This is a genomic window from Paenalcaligenes hominis, assembly GCF_041359055.1.
GTDB classification, from domain to species: domain Bacteria; phylum Pseudomonadota; class Gammaproteobacteria; order Burkholderiales; family Burkholderiaceae_B; genus Paenalcaligenes; species Paenalcaligenes hominis_A.
This window is the reverse complement of sequence record NZ_JBGJKZ010000003.1, coordinates 224,562-242,622: the sequence shown is the minus strand read 5'-3', so window position 1 is coordinate 242,622 and position 18,061 is coordinate 224,562. Positions and strand designations below refer to the sequence as shown.

General features: G+C 46.2%; 20 protein-coding genes. 3 read left to right on the top strand and 17 right to left on the bottom strand.

What is annotated here, in order from left to right:
- Positions 1 to 6: 6 nt before the first annotated feature.
- Both ACBP46_RS08345 and lptF read right to left on the bottom strand, forming a co-directional pair.
- Entirely contained in the window at positions 7 to 948 is a 942-nt protein-coding gene (locus ACBP46_RS08345; protein ID WP_371016276.1) for a CysB family HTH-type transcriptional regulator, read from the bottom strand.
- Positions 949 to 1,040: 92 nt separating this feature from the next.
- On the bottom strand, positions 1,041 to 2,150 hold the full coding sequence (gene lptF / locus ACBP46_RS08340) for an LPS export ABC transporter permease LptF (protein ID WP_371016275.1): 1,110 nt from the start codon (positions 2,148 to 2,150) through the stop codon (positions 1,041 to 1,043).
- A gap of 54 nt (positions 2,151 to 2,204) precedes the next feature.
- Between lptF and ACBP46_RS08335 the strand changes: the two genes are divergently transcribed.
- The 3 genes from ACBP46_RS08335 to ACBP46_RS08325 all read left to right on the top strand — a co-directional run bounded on the left by ACBP46_RS08335 (position 2,205) and on the right by ACBP46_RS08325 (position 4,913).
- Positions 2,205 to 3,692 carry a leucyl aminopeptidase gene (locus ACBP46_RS08335; protein WP_371016274.1) on the top strand — a complete coding sequence of 496 codons (1,488 nt, stop codon included), beginning with the start codon at positions 2,205 to 2,207 and terminating at the stop codon, positions 3,690 to 3,692.
- A gap of 1 nt (position 3,693) precedes the next feature.
- Entirely contained in the window at positions 3,694 to 4,134 is a 441-nt protein-coding gene (locus tag ACBP46_RS08330) for a DNA polymerase III subunit chi (RefSeq protein ID WP_371016273.1), read from the top strand.
- A 77-nt stretch (positions 4,135 to 4,211) separates the two neighbouring features.
- On the top strand, positions 4,212 to 4,913 hold the full coding sequence (locus tag ACBP46_RS08325; RefSeq protein WP_371016272.1) for a Bax inhibitor-1/YccA family protein: 702 nt from the start codon (positions 4,212 to 4,214) through the stop codon (positions 4,911 to 4,913).
- A 58-nt stretch (positions 4,914 to 4,971) separates the two neighbouring features.
- Here the strand turns inward: ACBP46_RS08325 and rarD are convergent, their stop codons facing one another.
- From rarD to fabG, 15 genes are all read right to left on the bottom strand, one after another.
- On the bottom strand, positions 4,972 to 5,880 hold the full coding sequence (gene rarD, locus ACBP46_RS08320) for an EamA family transporter RarD (RefSeq protein WP_371016271.1): 909 nt from the start codon (positions 5,878 to 5,880) through the stop codon (positions 4,972 to 4,974).
- Positions 5,881 to 5,927: 47 nt separating this feature from the next.
- Complete coding sequence (locus ACBP46_RS08315; RefSeq protein WP_371016270.1) at positions 5,928 to 6,509, bottom strand: PIN domain-containing protein; 582 nt, start codon at positions 6,507 to 6,509, stop codon at positions 5,928 to 5,930.
- On the bottom strand, positions 6,496 to 7,089 hold the full coding sequence (gene recO, locus ACBP46_RS08310; protein ID WP_371016269.1) for a DNA repair protein RecO: 594 nt from the start codon (positions 7,087 to 7,089) through the stop codon (positions 6,496 to 6,498). Before recO ends, ACBP46_RS08315 begins: the two co-directional genes overlap by 14 nt.
- A complete protein-coding gene (gene era, locus ACBP46_RS08305) occupies positions 7,082 to 7,972 on the bottom strand; it encodes a GTPase Era (RefSeq protein WP_371016268.1) in 891 nt (296 codons plus the stop codon). The genes recO and era overlap by 8 nt, the downstream gene beginning before the upstream one ends.
- A 15-nt stretch (positions 7,973 to 7,987) precedes the next feature.
- The gene (rnc, locus tag ACBP46_RS08300) at positions 7,988 to 8,710 is read right to left on the bottom strand and encodes a ribonuclease III (protein ID WP_371016267.1); all 723 of its coding nucleotides are present in this window, start codon (positions 8,708 to 8,710) and stop codon (positions 7,988 to 7,990) included.
- A complete protein-coding gene (lepB, locus tag ACBP46_RS08295) occupies positions 8,710 to 9,594 on the bottom strand; it encodes a signal peptidase I (protein WP_371016266.1) in 885 nt (294 codons plus the stop codon). The genes rnc and lepB overlap by 1 nt, the downstream gene beginning before the upstream one ends.
- Positions 9,595 to 9,609: 15 nt before the next feature.
- On the bottom strand, positions 9,610 to 11,406 hold the full coding sequence (gene lepA, locus ACBP46_RS08290; RefSeq protein ID WP_371016265.1) for a translation elongation factor 4: 1,797 nt from the start codon (positions 11,404 to 11,406) through the stop codon (positions 9,610 to 9,612).
- Between the two features lie 106 nt (positions 11,407 to 11,512).
- A complete protein-coding gene (locus ACBP46_RS08285) occupies positions 11,513 to 12,973 on the bottom strand; it encodes a Do family serine endopeptidase (RefSeq protein WP_371016264.1) in 1,461 nt (486 codons plus the stop codon).
- Between the two features lie 23 nt (positions 12,974 to 12,996).
- Positions 12,997 to 13,977 (bottom strand): MucB/RseB C-terminal domain-containing protein, encoded by a 981-nt coding sequence (locus tag ACBP46_RS08280; RefSeq protein ID WP_371016263.1) that lies wholly within the window; start codon positions 13,975 to 13,977, stop codon positions 12,997 to 12,999.
- On the bottom strand, positions 13,978 to 14,451 hold the full coding sequence (locus ACBP46_RS08275; RefSeq protein ID WP_371016262.1) for a sigma-E factor negative regulatory protein: 474 nt from the start codon (positions 14,449 to 14,451) through the stop codon (positions 13,978 to 13,980). It abuts the gene before it with no gap.
- Between the two features lie 11 nt (positions 14,452 to 14,462).
- Entirely contained in the window at positions 14,463 to 15,044 is a 582-nt protein-coding gene (gene rpoE / locus ACBP46_RS08270; RefSeq protein ID WP_371016261.1) for an RNA polymerase sigma factor RpoE, read from the bottom strand.
- Positions 15,041 to 15,490, bottom strand: a complete 450-nt coding sequence (locus ACBP46_RS08265) for a hypothetical protein (protein ID WP_371016260.1) — start codon at positions 15,488 to 15,490, stop codon at positions 15,041 to 15,043. Before ACBP46_RS08265 ends, rpoE begins: the two co-directional genes overlap by 4 nt.
- Positions 15,491 to 15,492: 2 nt before the next feature.
- Positions 15,493 to 16,725: a beta-ketoacyl-ACP synthase II gene (gene fabF, locus ACBP46_RS08260; RefSeq protein ID WP_371016259.1), complete on the bottom strand. Its 1,233-nt coding sequence runs from the start codon at positions 16,723 to 16,725 to the stop codon at positions 15,493 to 15,495.
- Positions 16,726 to 16,891: 166 nt separating this feature from the next.
- Positions 16,892 to 17,131, bottom strand: a complete 240-nt coding sequence (acpP, locus tag ACBP46_RS08255) for an acyl carrier protein (protein ID WP_077733660.1) — start codon at positions 17,129 to 17,131, stop codon at positions 16,892 to 16,894.
- A gap of 184 nt (positions 17,132 to 17,315) precedes the next feature.
- Positions 17,316 to 18,056 (bottom strand): 3-oxoacyl-ACP reductase FabG, encoded by a 741-nt coding sequence (gene fabG, locus ACBP46_RS08250; protein ID WP_371016258.1) that lies wholly within the window; start codon positions 18,054 to 18,056, stop codon positions 17,316 to 17,318.
- Between the last annotated feature and the right edge of the window lie 5 nt (positions 18,057 to 18,061).

Here is an 18,061-nt window from a genome sequence, read left to right as displayed (position 1 = left end):
AGTGGATTACTCGGTGGGTTCAAGAGCGGCTTCTACTACATCACGTTCTAACTCTGGATTCAGCATTTCAAGCAGCACATACAAGTAGTCACGCATAAAAGCGCCCTCTTTAACAGCTAAACGTGTTTGGTGTGTGCCAAATAAATGCCCTGCAGGAAGCCCAACTAAACCTTTATCACGACGTGGATCAAAGGCCATACCAGCGATAATTCCAATACCTAAACCCACATCCACATAGGTTTTAATTACATCAGCGTCTAAAGCCGCCAATACAATATCGGGCTCCACAGCGGCTTGCTCAAAGGCCTCGTCGATAGCGGTACGGCCTGAAAAAGCATGGTCATATGTGACAATTGGGTATTTAGCTAGCTCTTGTAGACTAAGTGCTTCGGCATGGTTCGAAGGCAAGTCGGCTAGCGGATGATCTGGCCGCACCACCACCGTATGTTGCCAAGAGTAAACCGGCAAGGTAATTAACCCAGGTGTATTGGATAAGGTTTCTGTTGCTATGGCTAAGTCTGCCTGTTCGTGCAATACCATTTGTGCCAACGCAGGCGGGCTGCCCTCGGCCAATGACATATGCACTTTAGGAAAGCGTGCTCTAAAGCTAGGAATCACTTTAGGCAGCAGATAACGCGCTTGAGCATGGGTGCAACCAATGACCAAAGCCCCCTCGTCATGCCGTGCAAAATCATCACTAACACGACGCAAATTATCCACTTCACGCATAATGCGATCTATTACTTCTGCTACAGCCTCACCAGGACGAGTCAACCCCTTTAGGCGTTTACCGTGACGCTCGAAAATTTTAATTCCTAGCTCGTCTTCTAATTCAATAATCGCTTTAGACACACCAGGTTGTGATGTATAAAGAGCGCGAGCAGCGTCGGTGAGATTATAATTTTGGCGTATGGTTTCACGCACAAATCGAAATTGCTGTAAATTCATATAAGTAGCCCCCGTAGTTATAACCTCATTATATTGAATATAGACAGAAGCTATAATGACTATTAGCTATAAACTTAACAGCGAAAGAGGTATTAAGTTGCTTGCTTTTTCGGTGCTTTTAATCGTAATCGTTGCCAAAATAAATACGCCATTAACAAGGCAAACACAGCATGTACAGCCCACACCCCTACACCGAAAGCTAAGGCCCCACTAGCAATCCACCCTCGCGATAAATTAATTAAATTCATATAGAGCAAACCTATTAATCCTGCCAACATAATGTCACCGGATTTACCCAAACGAGGATTAACCGCACCTAAAGGAATAGCAAGTAAACATAAATTAATTACTGCTAAGGGTAAGGCCAAGCGCCACATGATTTGCGCCCACGATTTTTCTGTTTGATCTGCTATTAATTGCTGCGTAGGCCTGCCTTTAATTTGTTGCTCTGCTTTGGCCCGTATGGACTCTGGACTGCTTTGGTCGTCTTTGCTTTCCAAACGCACCCCATAGCGCTCAAAATTAACTAAACGCAGCTGAGTTTGGCCCGGCATAATGTCGTAGCGCTGCCCTTCATTCAGTACTAAAAATCGATCACCATTTTCTGCGGTTTCCACATGAGCGCTGTCTGCACTGATGACATTAATCCAGCCCTCATCATCTAAAACCCGTGCCACAACCTGACCCAGCTCATCTTGGGGACGCTCTGGAGACTCTGTAAAAAACACACGGCTGCCATTTTCTGTTTCTATAAACTGGCCCACGGTGACCTTGCTTAAATCAGAGCGTAATTCGTAACGTTGCCTATATTCAGACATTTGTCTATAAGCCCATGGAGCCGCATAAAAGGTAACCAAACCAATAAAAATAGCCATGGGTACGGCGCAGCGCAAAATAGGATTAATCCAATCTTTTAATGACAAACCACTGGTGAACCACACCACCATCTCAGACTCTCTGAAGCTGCGTGTAACGGTACTGAGCACAGCAATAAATAATGAGACTGTAAGAATCACAGGTAAAGCGGTAATGCTAGAGAAAACCGCCAAACTTAATACAACCTCTGCACCGATATTGCCTCCTGCTGCCTCGCCTAATAAGCGCACTAAGAGCACACTGACCCACACAATCAGCAAAGTCGACAACACAACCCCTACATGACTGAGAATTTCTGCGATAACAGCTCGTTTAAATAAAGACATATGAGACAATAGAGTAATAACAGTGGCAAAAAGCCAGTTTTTAAAGGAACGATTATGGAATTTAGCACACAAACTTCAACTGATTTAGCTCAAATTAACACAGAAGCCTTGGCCGTCGGTGTATTTAAAAACCAAGTACTTAGCCCCGCCGCCGAACAAATTGATCAAGCCAGTGGTGGTGCTATTCGTTCAGTGCTCGAGTCTGAATTCAAAGCCGATGCTAAAAGCTCTTTGGTATTGCGCCATCTTAACGGAGTAGCTGCTAAACGCGTAGTCATTATTGGTTTGGGTGAAAAAGACAAATACAACGCCAAAGCCCATGCCGCAGCTGAAGCTACCTTTGCACACTATGCCAAGGGCGCTTCTATTACCGAGGTCGTCAGCACCCTAGCTAGCATTGATACTGCAGACAGCAGCATTGCAGATCGTAGCCGAGCTGCTGCTCAGGCTCTGGGCTATGCGAATTACAAATACGATGCAACGCTTAGCCAAAAAGAAAAGGCTACGGCTATTCAACGCGCAGCCATTTGGTCTGCACCCACTCTAGCCGCCGAAGTAGAAACCGGTTTCAAACAGGGTAAAGCTATTGCTGATGGGGTTAATTTTACCCGTTTATTGGCCGACTTACCGCCTAACGTATGTACTCCTACCTACCTAGCCCAAGAAGCCAAGAAACTAGACGAGCAATTCGACTCTCTTAAAGTCGAGGTTCTCGAACGCAAGCAAATTGAAGCATTAAAAATGGGATCTTTCCTTTCTGTAGCCAAAGGCTCAGATGAACCCCCTGTATTTATTGTTATCAAACACACCCCAAGCACAGCATCCGACGAGGCCCCTCTTGTTTTAGTAGGCAAAGGGTTAACCTTTGATGCGGGTGGTATTTCATTAAAACCCGCTGCAAACATGGATGAAATGAAATACGACATGGGCGGAGCAGCCAGTGTTTTTGGTGCTATGCGTGCTGTAGCTGAACTGGGTTTAAACCGTGAAATTATTGGTATTGTGGCAGCATGCGAAAACTTGCCAAGTGGGCGCGCCAACAAACCCGGCGACGTTGTCACCTCTATGGCAGGTAAAACCATTGAAATTCTCAATACAGACGCCGAAGGCCGTTTAGTATTATGCGATGCCTTAACTTATGCTGAGCGCTTCAAGCCTGCAGCAGTGATCAACATTGCTACGCTCACAGGGGCATGTATCGTAGCATTGGGCGATATTAATAGCGGCCTATTCAGCAATAACGATGACTTAGCCGAGCAAATCAAAGAAGCCAGCCAACAGACCAACGACGGCGTCTGGCAGCTACCTATTACTGATGAATACCAAGCCAAGCTAAAATCCAACTTTGCTGATATAGCCAACATTGGCACACCAGGTGCTGGTTCTATTACTGCAGCTTGCTTTTTGGCACGTTTTACAGAAAGCTACCCATGGGCGCATCTAGACGTAGCGGGTACCGCTTGGTCCAGTGGTGCCAACAAAGGTGCAACCGGACGCCCCGTACCTTTATTAGTCCAATACTTAATTAATCAAACCGCATAATATGACAACTCGCGTCGATTTTGCTTTCGGCGCGCCCCATCGTTTACGCACCGCCTGCCAGGTAGTGCGTAAACACTATTTAGCCGGGCGCAAATTAATTATTTACCACTCTGATAAACGCGCTCTTGCTCGGTTCGACCGATTATTGTGGGGGTTTGAACCCGATGCGTTTATACCTCATGTTAGTGTTCAGCACCCATTAGCGGCACAAACCCCTATTTTGCTAACGGATACCGCTCCACAACCCTTAACGGTCAACCCTGCCGAACCTATCTGGTTATTAAATCTCGACAATCAATGTCCCTCTACCGCTGCACAGTTTCAGCGCATACTAGAAATAGTATCCGATCAAGAGCAAGACAAACAAAGTGCTCGTCAGCGTTGGCGACAATATCAACAATGGCAGTTCGATGTACGAGCGCATCAATTACCGTCCCGTTAAAGCACGTATTATGCTTGATCATTCAGCTAATTGTCAGCTATGCTTATTTTATTCAATTATGCTGTTAAGGAAATGTTATGAATCAATATCGTCCTGATATGCCCTCCCAGTACGGAGGCGCAACCAACGTTGTCATGCGCAACCGCGTGCTACGTAATACCTATTTGCTATTAGCAGTCTCCATGATCCCTACCGTGTTGGGGGCTTGGCTTGGCTTAGCCACTGGTCTTACCTATGCTCTGGGCTCCAGCCCTGGAATGAGCGCGATTGTATTTTTAGTGGGTGCCTTTGGCATGATGTATCTCATTGAGCGCAATAAAAACAGCTCTGTGGGCGTAGCTTTGCTATTAGCCTTCACCTTTTTTATGGGCATTATGCTTTCACGCCTAGTTGGCTTCGTCATGGGCATGAGTAATGGTACTCAATTAATTATGTTCGCCTTTGGCGGCACCGCTGCAGTATTTGGAGTTATGGCCAGCATTGCCAGCACCAGCAAACGCGATTTCAGCGGTATGCAAAAATTCCTTTTCATTGGTGCTGTTATTCTTATTTTAGCTGCACTAGCGAATATCTTTTTACAAATGCCAGCCTTAATGCTTACCATTTCGGTCATGGCTATTGCCATTTTTTCTGCGTTTTTATTAGTAGATTTACAACGTATTATTAATGGCGGTGAAACCAACTATATCAGCGCGACCTTATCGGTTTACCTCAGCCTCTATAATATCTTTAGCAACCTCTTAGCTCTATTTGGTATTTTAGGTGGTGACCGCGAATAAACGCCTTATTCACCATAAAAAAAACGCCTCGTAACTGCGAGGCGTTTTTTATTACACATTAGCTTTTTAATACCAAGCGCCCACAACGCCAGTCTTTATACAGTTGCCAAACAATTTCACTTACTACTATGCCTACTGCAATCCAGATAGGAATATAGGTCCACCACTCACCTGGTTGAATAGGCTCACCAATCAATAAAAACGCCACCCAAAATAAAAGTATGGGTTCCACATAACCCAGTAATCCAAATAAACCCAAAGGCAATAAGCGACTTGAGCTTAAATAAAAGGCCAATGCGATAGAGCTTAACAAACCAAACAAAGGCACTTGCCAAAAAAAATGTGGTGTATTTAAAAATGTTTGTTTAAGACTTACTTCCTGACTAAACAATACATACAAGGTAGGCACAAACAAAAAGCTAAAATCAAACCACAACCCTGTTAAAGCACCCAATCGCAAATGACGACGCAACATAAAATAAGGCGGATACCCAAACGCGACTAAAGCAGTCGCCCAAGAAAACGAATAATTACGCCCAAACTCATGCAACACCCCCAATACCGCAAAGCCCACAGCTATTTTCTGCAGTCGACTCAGTTTTTCTTTATAAACCACTCGTCCTGCTACCACCATGGTCAATGGTAAAAGAAAATAGCCTAATGACACATCCAGCGCTTTATTATGTACGGGTGCCCAAACAAATAACCACATTTGAATGCCAAACAATAAAGCACACAGCAACATAAAAAGAAAAAAACGCAACTCATTAATTAAACGTAATCCAACTTGTTTAATTTCATCCCAGGCACGCAGCTGTGTAATTAACAATGCTAAAGCGGGAATGCCCAATACAATGCGCCAAGCAAACAGTTCAGTACCAGTCATGGGCTGCAAGAGTGTTGCGTAATAATAAATTACCGCAAATAAAAAAGAGGCACCGACCGATAAGGCAATACCTTGCTTCATAAGGACTCCAACAGGGAAATTCAAAGCCTAGCTGTAGGCATAGATAACTAAGCGCAAAGACTAGCTAAATCAAATAATCGCTCGCGCTTTAATAGTGCTTCGGTTGATAGTAGCGCTTTGTCGGGCGCACATACTGCAACAGGGAGTTGCTGCAACAAAAGACGTAGGTGAGTTTGTGCCTGAGGCCAAAGTGCACAGAAAAAACGATCAGGGGCCCAACGCGTAATCCCTAAGCGCTTTAGTTCACTGCGATTAAAGTCTTTGCTGTTCTTAGTCAAGATACTGACAGGTTGACCCGCAAAATTAGCCTGAGCCGCTCGGGCTGCCGCAATCACATGCCAGTCTTTAGGGTCACTATATTTTAGCCCATCTTGAAAACCAGACACGATGCCTTGATTTGCACGCGGGAATTGGTGCTCCCATTGTTCCCAGTCTTGCTCTAGTGCAGAGCGCTCGACCTGCCATAACCGCGATGCGTTACGCAACCATTCCTCACGAATGTGAGGGCTCCATACAGGCTGAAAATACCCTGCTTGGGCTAAACCTAAACTTAAAAAGCGCAGTACATTAGAAATAAGAATACAAGTATCCAGTACTACCACTTGGGTGTTGGTTTTAGTTTCGACCATAGTGCTGGAGCTCCATTAACACAGCGCGCGTGCGCAAAGGCCGCCCCAAAAGGTAATCAATGCGTTCGCGCAAGCGCTGGCGTAATCCTACCTCGTTGTCTAACTCCAAAAAGTCAGGCATTGGCTCATCCATACCATAACCCGTTTCTTGTAATAAAAACCACTCAAACTCCCTTAGAATAGGGGCGGTGGCAGTGCCGCTAGCAGCCAAACGCTGTAACGCATTTTTATACTGGTCAAATAGCGCTGGATGTGGGTCTTCACGCGGTAACAAACGCATAATTAATTCATTCATATACCAAGCAGGCATTAAGTTACGTCCACTTAGCGGGTGTAACCCCATGATTTCTGCTTTGGTTAGCGTTTTTACTTCGTTAGCACCGCTCCATGACAGCAACAATGGCTGAAAATTAAGCAAGACCGGTTTTAATGCAGAATACGGACGTTTTGCGCCTTTAGCCACTAATGCCACTATGCCATGATCGCGGCTAAACATTTGAGTGATTAACGAGGTTTCTTTCCAGGCAACCGCATGTAATAAATAGGCCGGAGCCTCTGCCACACGTTGGCGTTTACTCATGCCCTAGTTCACGTAGCGTTGACTCACGCTCGGTCCAGCCACGACGCACTTTTACATACACATCTAAAAACACGGGCTTTTCAAGCAGATTTTGAATGTCTTGCCGTGCCTCAGTGGCTATGCGCTTCATATGAGTGCCATTGGCCCCTAATAAGATCGGGCGATGCCCTTCGCGCTCTACCAAAATACATGCCGCAATACGCGCCCCGGACTCATTTTCATCCCATTGCTCGATCATGACAGCACAGCCATATGGCAATTCGTCTCCGACCAAACGAAAAACTTTTTCGCGAAGAATTTCTGCAGCAATAAAACGCATGGAGCGATCTGTGAGCGTGTCCTCATCAAACATAGGCTCATTCACAGGTAAAAAGCGCGCAATTTCATCTAAGAGAGTATCTAGCTGCACACCGCGCTCTGCACTGATAGGAATTACCGCAGCATAATCAAACTGAGCACTAACCTGTGCAATATAAGGCAGCAAGTCGGTTTTATTTTTAATTAAATCGACTTTATTTATGACTAAGATGACCTTGGCGTCTTTAGGTAACAAAGGAATTAATTGTTCATCACCCGCATTCCACTTCCCCGCTTCCACCACATGAAGCACCACATCCACATCGGTTAAAGACTGAGTTACTACACGATTCATCATGCGGTTCATCAACCCACCGTGACGCGTTTGAAAGCCCGGTGTATCCACAAACACAAACTGCTCGTTGTCACGTGTTAAGACACTATGGATGCGATGCCGCGTGGTCTGCGCTTTACGCGACACAATAGAAATTTTTGCCCCGACTAACGCATTAGTAAGTGTGGACTTTCCCACGTTTGGGCGTCCTACTACCGTAACAAAACCACATTTAAATTCAGGTGTACTCATAACTGTATCAATTTTTTAGGCAGGACGATGACGACGCGCGGAACGCGGGCTTTTGGCTGGCTCTATAGCTTGGACTTGATCAATAGCCTGCAAGGCAGCGGCTTGTTCTGCTGCACGTCGGCTGCTGCCACTGGCCTGAACAACAATATCTAAGCGGTCTATACGGCACTCTACATCAAAGATTTGACTATGCGCGGCACCATGGGTGGCGATAACTAAATACACAGGCAGCTCCATGCGACGACCTTGTAGCATTTCTTGGAGTAGGGTTTTAGGGTCTTTGCCCAATGTTTTAGGGTCCACGGTTAACAAAATGGGCTCGTATTGACGCCCCACCACATAGGCAGCGGCATCAAAACCACCATCTAAATACACCGCACCAAAGATGGCCTCAAGAGCATCTGACAAAATCGAAGGGCGTCTAAAACCACCGCTTTTTAGCTCGCCCTCGCCCAAGCGCAAATAATCCGCCAAAGCTAATTTTTGTGCAATATCGGCCAAGGTGGACTGTTTGACCAAATTAGCACGTAGACGTGACAAATCACCCTCGTCAATGCGATCAAACTGGTTGTAGAGCAACGAGGCCACCACAAAATTCAGCACCGAATCGCCCAAAAACTCGAGGCGTTCGTTATGCTTGGCGTTGTGGCTGCGATGAGTCACAGCTTGTTCTAACAACTCGGGCTGTTTGAACTGATAATCAATCGCATCCTGTAAGCGAGAAAGCCGTGCTAGCATTAGTGGAATCGTCCTATTCGACTGGGTTCGCTAAAATTCATCCAAATAAAAAATGCGCGACCCACTACATTTTCATCTGGTACAAAACCCCAATAACGGCTATCTAAGCTGTTATCACGGTTGTCCCCCATCACAAAATACTGTCCTTCAGGCACTACACACTCTATGGCCTGACGTCCGTAAGTGCAATTGTCATAATACGGGAACCGTACTATAGGCATGTAGTCTTGGTTAGGCTGTTTATTAAGCAAGATATGGTGCGAGGTTTCACCTAACAACTCGGCATACTCAGTCGTATAGCCAGCACGATCGGGCTCAAAGTACTGTCCTACCGAGCTGTTTTCTACGGGACTGTCATTAATGTAGAGTTGCTTGTTTTCATAACGCACGGTATCGCCCGGCACGCCCACCACGCGCTTAATATAATCAATACTGGGGTCAACCGGATACCTAAACACCAATACATCACCCGCTTTAGGTGTACCTAGTGGGATAACTTTTTTATTTACGACGGGCAGCCGTACACCATATTGGAATTTATTTACCAAAATAAAATCTCCATTTTGCAATGTGGGCAACATGGAGCCAGACGGTATACGAAATGGTTCAAATATGAACGAACGTAATACAAACACAAAAAGAATAACGGGAAAGAAACTGACCCCGTACTCAACCCACCAAGCCATACGAGCGGCTTTTGTACGGGCTTCCTCGCGTAACTCTTGCTGTTGCTCTGCACTAAGGCCGGGCACAAAAGGCACACTGGCTGCAGCCTCTTCAACACGCTGTTTGCGTTTGGCCGCTAGAGAGTACTTGTCCCAAAACCAAACGACCCCAGTAATCACCAACAAAATAAATAATATAAGCGAGAAATCCCAACGCATAGATAACACCGTTTCTTATTTGTCTTCGACTTGTAAAATGGCAAGGAACGCCTCTTGAGGGATCTCTACGTTCCCTACTTGTTTCATGCGTTTTTTACCTTCTTTTTGCTTCTCGATCAGTTTTTTCTTGCGAGAAATATCACCACCGTAACATTTCGCTAGCACGTTCTTGCGCAAGGCTTTAACGTTTTCCCGTGCAATTACCTCGGCACCAATGGCTGCTTGAATGGCAATATCAAACATTTGACGTGGAATAATACCGCGCATCTTGGAGACCACTTCACGCCCTCGGTAACGTGCGTTCAAGCGATGCACAATCATGGATAAAGCATCGACTCGGTCACCGTTAATTAAGAGGTCAACTTTTACCACCTCTGCGGAGCGATACTCTTTGAACTCGTAATCCATGGAAGCATAGCCGCGGGAAACCGACTTTAGCCGATCAAAGAAATCTAGCACAATTTCAGCTAACGGAATTTCATACACTAGGCTAACCTGACGCCCTAAGTACGTCATATTTAATTGCACCCCACGCTTTTGATTACACAGCGTCATCACAGGACCAACATAGTCCTGAGGCATTAATAAGGTGACTTCAACTATAGGCTCACGAATTTCAGCAATTTGACCGACCTCGGGCATGCGTGATGGGCTATCAATCATGAGCACTTCACCGTCGTTGCGATGAACCTCGTAAACCACTGACGGTGCAGTGGTAATGATATCCATATCGAACTCTCGCTCTAGGCGCTCTTGCACGATCTCTAGGTGCAGCAAACCCAAAAAGCCGCATCTAAAGCCAAACCCTAGGGCTTGTGAGACCTCGGGTTCAAACATCAGCGACGCATCGTTCAGTTTTAGTTTTTCTAACGAGTCTCGTAATTGGTCGTACTCACTGCTTTCTACCGGATACACACCAGCGAAAACCTGCGGCTTAACCTCTTTAAAACCAGGTAACGGTGAAGGAGCAGCTTTGTTACCACTATGAGTAATGGTATCACCAACTTTGGCTTGCTCTAGCTCTTTGATACCAGTTACTACAAAGCCAACCTCTCCGGCTGATAACTGGTCGACCGGAGTGGCTTTTGGTGTGAAAGTGCCAATTTGCTCACAAATGTGATTGGAGCCGTTAGCCATGAGTTGAATTTTATCACGGTGCTTCATAACGCCATTCACGATACGCACCAGCATCACTACCCCTACATAGTTATCAAACCATGAGTCAATGATTAGGGCTTGTAAGGGGCCGTCGGGGTCGCCTTCAGGAGCAGGGATATGAGCCACAATGGCTTCAAGAATATCATCAATGCCTTGACCTGTTTTAGCACTGGCCTCAATAGCCTCGGAGGCATCAATGCCGATGACGTCTTCGATTTCCTGACGCGCAGCATCAGGGTCTGCGGAAGGTAAATCAATTTTATTTAAAACAGGAATGACCTCTAGGTCTTGCTCTAGGGCGGTATAACACGTGGCAACGGTTTGCGCCTCTACGCCTTGAGATGCGTCCACTACTAACAACGCGCCCTCGCAAGCTTGTAGCGAACGGCTGACCTCGTAAGAAAAGTCAACGTGCCCTGGAGTATCGATTAAATTTAAGCGGTAGGTATTACCGTCTTTGGCTTGATAGCTGAGGGCTGCGGTTTGGGCTTTAATAGTAATGCCACGTTCTCGTTCGATATCCATCGAATCCAGAACCTGTGTCGACATTTCACGGTCTTCGAGTCCTCCACAGCGTTGAATTAGACGATCGGCCAAGGTAGATTTACCGTGGTCAATATGAGCAATAATAGAAAAGTTGCGGATAAGATCCATAGACCTAAATAAAAAAACACCTGTTAATCGGACTCTGTACATACGACAGAAAAGGGGCGCTCAGGGCGCCCCTGTTGATTGCTATTTTAGCCTTTTATTACGTGAATTATTTAGTGTTTGGTTTTACTACAACCCACTGGGCATTATTTCCACGTACAACTAATAGCGCTACATTTTCATTAGCAGATAATGATTTTACTATGCGCTCGTAATTACCGACATCTAAATCGTCATGGTTATTGATTTGCACAATAATATCGCCTTCGGCAATACCGGCTGCACTAGCAGGAGCCGCAGCTTGTTTAACCTTTACCCCACCACTGATACCTAAGCGCTGTTGTTCATTAGCCGCTAAGGCTTCAATTTGTAAACCTAAGCGGTCAACCGATACCGTGGCTTCGGGTTTTTCTGCGACGGCTGTGCCAGTAGTGAGCTCGCCCACTTCGGCTTTGACTGTATGGGTTTTACCTTTGCGCCATACTTGTACATCGACTTGAGTGCCTGGTTGGACAGAGCCTACGATACGAGGAAGATCGCTCATTTGTTTGATCTCTTTGTCACCAAAGCGCAAGATCACATCGCCATTACGTATACCCGCTTTTGCTGCAGGACCGTTTTCCTCGACATTACTGACCAAAGCCCCTTTGCTGTCTTTTAGACCTAGAGCTTTAGCGACCTCTTCGCTAACATCGGTAATTTGCACCCCTATTCTACCGCGAGTCACTCGACCGTGGGTTTTTAACTGCTCAACTACGTTCATGGCCTCGTCAATAGGAATGGCTAACGAGATACCCATGAAACCACCACTACGTGAAATAATTTGGGAGTTCACCCCAACCACTTCACCAGATAGGTTAAGTAAGGGACCACCTGAATTACCTGGGTTAACGGCTACGTCGGTTTGAATAAATGGTAAATAATCGCCTGTATCACGATTAATAGCACTAACAATTCCAACAGTCACAGTGGAGTCCAAACCAAAAGGTGAACCAATTGCCATGACCCACTGCCCTTTTTTCAAAGCACTAGGGCTACCAATTTTCAAGGGCGGTAAATCATCGGCCTCTACTTTAATCAAGGCCACATCTGTGCGCTCATCAGCACCAATCACCTTGGCTTTGTATTCTTTGCCATCAACTAACGTGACGAAAATATCTTTGGCGTCAGCAATAACATGGTTATTCGTTAAGATATAACCATCTTTAGAAATGATAAAACCTGAGCCTACACCGCGTGGCACCACACGTTCTTCTTGTGGAGCTGAGTTACCACCATGCGGGCTAGCGCCAGGGCCATGTGGCATTACATCTGGACCAAAAAACCACCTAAACAAATCGTATGGGTCGTTGCCACCACCACGTACAGGACGTACAGGGATGGATTCTGTAGTGCGAATATTCACTACAGATTTTTCTGTTTGCTCAACAATTTGAGAAAAATCTGGCAGCACCACAGCAGGCGAAGACGTTTGTGCCTGCACAGGGCTTGTGCTGACACCAAGACTTAGTGCGGCGACCAAGCAGGCGCTACCTAAAGCATGATAAAGACGAGTGGTGCGAATTTGCATTGTATGCACTCCGAAGGATGTATTTATTTAACTACAGGAACAAACTCCGTCCCATTACCCACATAGTGCAAAGTAGTCAGAGGGACTTCACCTGTTGCCGTTAACCAGTAATCACCTATGCGTTTGCGAAATAAGTGAATACTACCTTTTTTAGAGCCAGGGTCGGCTTTAAGACGTTGGCTATAACTATCAACCGGCTCAATAAATACTGAAATAGAAGCCAAACCATCAGATAAAACAAGCTGTGCTACTTGACGCTCGCTACGCATAAAACGGGATATCTGTGAAACCGGCACAAAGCCAGCCGGATAAGGAATACGCCAGCCTGTAGCGGCTAAATCCACGTCTTCCCTATTGGCCGCAATAACGCGCCATTCATTGTACTTCCAGCTAGAGTCAAGGGCCTGAGCAGCTGCCCCACCCACAGTCAAACTAGCAAAAGCCGTTTGATTGACCACAGCGGGCTCGGATCGCATAGCTATGGTTTGTGTTTGCAATAGCAAATTATGTTCAGTATCAACACATAGATGGTAGCCATAGCGCCACTCATCAAGGGGGGTCAATGTATATTCTTGACATTCTCGACCCCCTACACGCTTTTTACCTTGGGTCTGCATTTGATAAAACTGATCGATTTTATCGGTAGCCCCGGTAAGCAATGCGGGGAAACGATCGTTTCGGGACTGTTCTAGGATAATGATCTGACGTTCGGGAATTAAGCACTGGGTGACGTCGTTAATACGCAAATATTCACGCTCGGGGCCATCTAAGCTTTCTAGGCGCTCACGCTCGCCTTTACCGTCTATTACATGCACCAAGCGCATAGTCTGTACGCCTGCACTATTGCTGTAACTAAATACGCCCGAGTAATCTAGCTCTCGAGCTGCCTGCTGCACCTGCTGCAACAAGGTATTTAGATCGGCAGGAGCGGCTTGCAACGCAGAAGCACACACCAACGTAGCCCCTAAAGCAAATCGTAATAGATGAGCTGAAAAGCGCTTCATTTAATTACCCACATAAGAAACATAACTAGCTGGAGCTAAGCCCGTCATCGCATGATGCGCATCAATATAATCGCCCCACATATCATCGGCACTGGCTAATACGGGTGCCTCGTCTGTAGTGGATTGGGGTTGGACCATTAGAAACGTTAGAAACACAGCAGCCCCAACCACAGCTAACGACATGGACCAACGACGCCACACAGGAGCCTTAATCGCATTAGGCGCAAATACAATGGGCTCTTCATCTATGGCCTTAGAGACGCGCGCATAAAATAACTCGGAAGGTTCAATGGCAAGCTCTTCGCTACGCAACACATCCCCAATGAGATTATAGTTATCCCAAAGCTGACGCCCATAAGGGCTATTAAGTTGTTCAGCGTCAATAGACTGCTCGCTATCTACCCAGAGCGAAATGGATTCCTCTAGGCTTAGATCGAGACTTTGGTCGAGATATTCCTGTTTTTTGGCTTGCATAGTGTAATTCCTTAGCTGCTTTCTCGTACTTTACGTAATTGCTCGGTAATGGCTTCTCGAGCTCGAAAAATACGGGATCTAACCGTGCCGATAGGGCAGTCCATAGTTTGAGCAATTTCCTCGTAACTTAGACCTTCAATTTCGCGCAAAACAATGGCTGTGCGCAGCTCTGGAGCCAGCTGATTAATGGCCGCGTTAACGGTATCTGCTACCTGTCGGCTTACCAACATGGACTCCGGTGTATTGATATCAGTTAGAGTGTCAAGTGAACTAAAAGTTTCACCTTCCTCATTTTCAAACTCGTGAACCTGAAGTGGACGCCTACCACTAGCAGCTTGCCAGTTTCGCGCAGAGTTGATAGCAATGCGATAGAGCCATGTATAAAAATTACTATCACCACGGAACTGTGGTAGGGCCCTATAAGCTTTAATAAACGTTTCTTGGGCCACGTCCTCGACCTCGGCCGGATCCGAAATCATCCGCGTCAACAAACGCATAATACGACGTTGATATTTAATAACAAGCAGGTCAAAAGCACGTTTATCGCCCTGTTGAACCTGACGCACTAGCTCTTTATCTACATCATGACTCATACCATGCTCTCTGCAGAGGGGTCACTGTGCTGGAGTTGATAACGCAATACGTGAATATGTAAATATCTCCATGCGGTTACTGACTGAGCGCTACGCCAAAAAACCACCACCTGCGCACGCTGAGGTTGAGCGTTATGGTGAAGGCGTAAACAAACAGCCCAAGCGCTCTGCCATACATGTGTAATATGCACTGGCTGAGGATGAGGGTAAGTGAAATAAAACTGACTTTGGTGGGTACAGCTTAGGTAATGAATAGGCTGCGTTAGGCTTTGATAGAGATAAGCCACTATAGCTGTAAAGCTGATGCCTAAGTATACGACAAGAGAAAGGTGCCACTGTTGACTAAGCAGGCCCAGCACGCCTAAAACCAAAACAAGAAACAACAAACCCAACATTCGAACACGTAAAGGAATACGTGTAGTGAAGTGTTGGGTTCGGGGAACCATGGTTAGGCCAAACGACGCACCACCATGGTGCCATTTGTGCCACCAAAACCAAAAGAGTTAGATACAGCGACATCAATTTTGGTTTCTCGCGCTTGATTAGCACAATAATCCAGATCGCATTCAGGATCTTGATTAAAGATATTAATTGTAGGTGGCGAGACTTGATTGTAGAGCGCAAGGGTAGTGAAAACAGCTTCAATACCACCTGCCGCACCTAGCAAGTGTCCAGTCATGGATTTCGTTGAGTTCACAATTACATTTTTTGCGTGCTCTCCGAGTGCTAGTTTGATGGCTACGGTTTCATTAATATCACCTAGTGGTGTAGATGTACCGTGTGCATTAATGTAGTCAATTTCCTCTACATTAATTTTTCCATTGCGTAGGGCATTTAACATACCACGACGCGGCCCATCACTATCAGGCGTAGTAATGTGATGAGCATCTGAGCTCATGCCATAACCAACGAACTCGCCATAAATACGAGCACCACGCTTTTTAGCATGTTCGTATTCTTCGAGTACTAAAACCCCTGCCCCTTCGCCCAAGACAAAACCGTCTCGGTCGGTATCCCAAGGGCGTGAGGCCGTTTCGGGATCGTCGTTGCGGGTAGAGAGTGCACGCATTGCTGCAAAACCACCAATCCCTAAGGGAGATACCGTGGCCTCGGCACCACCAGCTACCATAACATCAGCATCGCCATACTCGATCAGACGAGCAGCATCACCAATAGAATGTAAACCAGTTGTACAGGCCGACACCACAGCATAACTTGGCCCTTTAAGGCCCAGTAAAATAGATAACTGGCCCGAAACCAAATTGACTAAAGAGCCGGGCACAAAAAACGGGGAAATACGGCGCGGGCCGCGTTCGAGGTAGTCGGATTGTGTGGCCTCGATGCGAGGTAAACCGCCAATCCCCGAACCAACAATAACACCGATACGATCGGCATTGTCTTCGGTGACCTCTAGGCCAGCGTCTTGCCACGCCTGTACACCAGCAGCCACACCATAATGGATAAAAGTATCCATGGTTTTGGCTTCTTTAGCTGTAATGTATTGCGTGACATCAAAATCTTTAACCTCACCCGCAATCTGGGCTGTGAGAGCTGAGGGATCAAAGCGTGTAATACGCCCAATACCTGAACGCCCATTAACGATGTTATCCCAAGCGGTTGGTATGTCATTACCGACTGGAGACACAATACCTAACCCGGTAATTACGACACGTCGTTTCACGGATGACTCCTAAATACAAAAAAAGCGGTTCGTAGCGAATGACCCAATACATTTACCAAAGCAAGCTAAGGTAGAGCCACTGTATCATTCTCTGTAAACCGCCTTGAGCTTAGGGGCAAGCCGTCACATCTATTTATGTCTGGCCTGCCCACACCCAGGTTTGAAATTACTGCTCGCTGTTAGCGTTAATGTAGTTAACAGCTTGCTGAACCGTCGTGATTTTCTCAGCTTCTTCGTCTGGGATTTCGGTTTCGAATTCGTCTTCGAGCGCCATCACGAGCTCGACCATGTCGAGCGAGTCGGCACCGAGGTCGTCAAGAAAAGAAGATTCGTTCTTGATCTCGGCTTCGTTTACGCCAAGTTGTTCAGCGACGATCTTCTTGACGCGCTGTTCGATGCTTTCCATGCAGATTCTCCAAATTGGGGATTAATTCCCGCAAATTATAGCCAAACAATTGAAAGGGTGCAGGCTATGACCAAAAATGGCAATATCGATTTGTCTCAATAAGGCATTGATATAAAACGATACGCCCCTTAAAAAATAGTTAAAGTGATTAATTTAACCTTAGATCGGCTTTTCGCCAAGCCTTTTACATGTACATACCACCATTGACATGCAAAGTGGTACCTGTAATGTAATCGGCTTGAGGGCCTGCCAAAAAGGTTACAGCATTCGCAATATCTTCGCTTTGACCTAATCGACCTAATGGTATTTGAGTAAGCAAAGCCGTTTTTTGTTCATCTGAAAGCGAGCGAGTCATATCAGTATCAATAAAACCCGGAGCCACACAGTTAACAGTGATATTGCGACTGCCTAGCTCACGCGCTAGAGCACGTGACATGCCTGCTACGCCGGCTTTGGCCGCAGCGTAGTTGGCTTGCCCAGGGTTGCCACTGTAACCAACCACTGAGCTAATGTTTATTATACGACCCCAACGAGCTTTCATCATAGGACGAATCACTGCTCGGCTTAGGCGAAAAACAGCACGCAAGTTGGTGTCTATAACAGCATCAAAGTCTTCGTCTTTTAGACGCATTGCTAAGTTGTCACGAGTGATGCCCGCGTTATTGACTAATATATGCGGCCCACCCTCTTTGGACAATTGGGCAATTAAGTCATCGCAGGCCTGATCGTCAGTGACATCTAATTGTACGCCACGACTGTGGGGGCTATTTAAATAAGCAGTAATGGTTTCAGCCCCTGCAGTTGTGGTGGCAGTACCTATTACCTGAGCTCCTTGGGCTTGCAGCTGTAAGGCAATTGCTTGGCCTAAACCACGCGTAGCGCCCGTCACAAGAGCAATTTTTCCAGCTAAAGGTAGTGTTGTCATATGCA